Source organism: Thalassospira australica, assembly GCF_000763295.1.
GTDB lineage: Bacteria > Pseudomonadota > Alphaproteobacteria > Rhodospirillales > Thalassospiraceae > Thalassospira > Thalassospira australica.
In genome coordinates this window covers 1-1,504 of record NZ_JRJE01000013.1, presented here as the reverse complement: position 1 = coordinate 1,504, position 1,504 = coordinate 1, and the positions used below count along the sequence as shown (strand labels likewise).

General features: G+C 51.5%; 3 protein-coding genes. All 3 read right to left on the bottom strand.

The genetic code is table 11. The annotated features are described in order from the left end of the window. Window positions 1-399 (bottom strand): flagellin (locus tag JF44_RS19760; protein WP_238318411.1); only part of this gene is annotated, 399 nt, incomplete at its 3' end. Next, window positions 378-518, bottom strand: a complete 141-nt coding sequence (locus JF44_RS20600; protein WP_238318409.1) for a hypothetical protein — start codon at window positions 516-518, stop codon at window positions 378-380. The genes JF44_RS19760 and JF44_RS20600, both read right to left, overlap by 22 nt. Before the next feature lie 395 nt (window positions 519-913). Beyond that, on the bottom strand, window positions 914-1,504 hold a 591-nt coding region (locus JF44_RS19925), incomplete at its 5' end, for a flagellin (RefSeq protein WP_272945639.1).

The window sequence follows — 1,504 nt, the reverse complement described above, 5'->3', positions numbered from 1 at the left end:
GTCGGTGTCGGCAACGCCCGTTGCGTCGGCTGCGATATCAAAGGAAACGAAACCGTCTGCCGCGCCAATATCTGCCGCGCCAGCAGCAAAGACGGTCGGATCAACACCAAGTACGTCCTGACCAGCCAAAAGCTGTACGCCGTTGAATTTGGTTGAGTCTGCGACACGGTCGAGTTCGCTGCGCAGCGTATCGAATTCGCTGAAAGCAAAACCACGTTCGACAGCGGAGAGGTTCTCAGAAGATGCCTGTACCGCCAGAGTCTTCATACGGACCATGATGTCATCGATGGTTGCCATGCCGCCATCAGCAATCTGAAGCATCGCGTTAGCCTGACCAACGTTAACCGTGGCAGTTTTAAGCGACTGGACTTCAGAATTCAGGCGGGCGCCGATGGCCATGGAGGCGGCATCGTCACGTGCAGAAGTTTCGACAGCGAACGGGTCGCCATTTCGTCAGAATTGCTAAGGTTGCGGTGGGCAACGTTGGCAGCATAGTTGGAAATGATATTGAGAGCCATTGTATTTCTCCTACTTGGATAGCTCAGAATGACGTTCAGTCATTCGAGGACTGGCAACATCGCCAGAACTGCTCCCAAAAAGATCTTCCTGATCACATGGGAGCTAACTTGTTTGTCACTAAAATATACGTACGTATGAGTTTGATGTCTAGCAAAAAATGAATAAAAAATTAATCAATAAAAACAAATAGATACGTGATTTCTGGGGCTCTATGTTTTTCTTTTGAATGCTGCGTTCTCTACTCAGGATGCAGTTGTGGGGTTGAAATTCGCCAGAGTCGCGAATCGCTGCAACTGGGATTCGAGTAAGTATTCTATGGTCGAGACTTTAAAATAAAGAAGGGCTCTTGAGAGCCCTTCTTTGATAAATCCGGTCTTGAGCTTTGTGGCGCTTCTTATCCCTGCAGGAGACGCAGCAGGTTCTGCGGCATCTGATTGGCCTGTGCCAACATGGCGACACCGGACTGAACCAGGATCTGCTTTGAGGTAAACTGGGTCATCTCGGCAGCAACATCAAGGTCAAGCAGTGTTGAACGTGCTGATTCGTTGTTTTCAATCGACGAAGCCAAGTTCTGTGCTGCAAAGTCCAAGCGGTTTTGCCCCACACCAACTGCCGAACGTGCGGTTTGTAGCTGGTCAATTGCGTCGCTCACGACTGTAATTGCCGCGCTGGCATCCGCAGCCGTCGCGAAGTTTGCAACATCAGACAGGTTTGAGCCAGTGCCAGAACCCAAAGTGGTTGACTTGGTGACCGTCAAATCGAAGGTCAGGTCATCCTGTGCGGCGTTGTTGCCGGAGCCGATTTTGAAGGTCAGTTGTGCTGCCTGGCCGGTTTCTTCTGCGATGGTAAGGGTTGCAGCGTCTGTGCCGCTATCAACGCCCGCAGCGGCGGTTGCGGTAAAGTTGGAGTTCAGCGTGACGCTGATGCCCAATTGACCGAAGGAGAGGGTGTCGGTCTGGGATCCGGTGATTTCTTTGCTGCCACC

What these genes read in the sequence shown, in the direction of transcription:
- JF44_RS20600 (WP_238318409.1), bottom strand. Translation starts at nt 518, where the DNA reads ATGGCTCTCAATATCATTTCCAACTATGCTGCCAACGTTGCCCACCGC.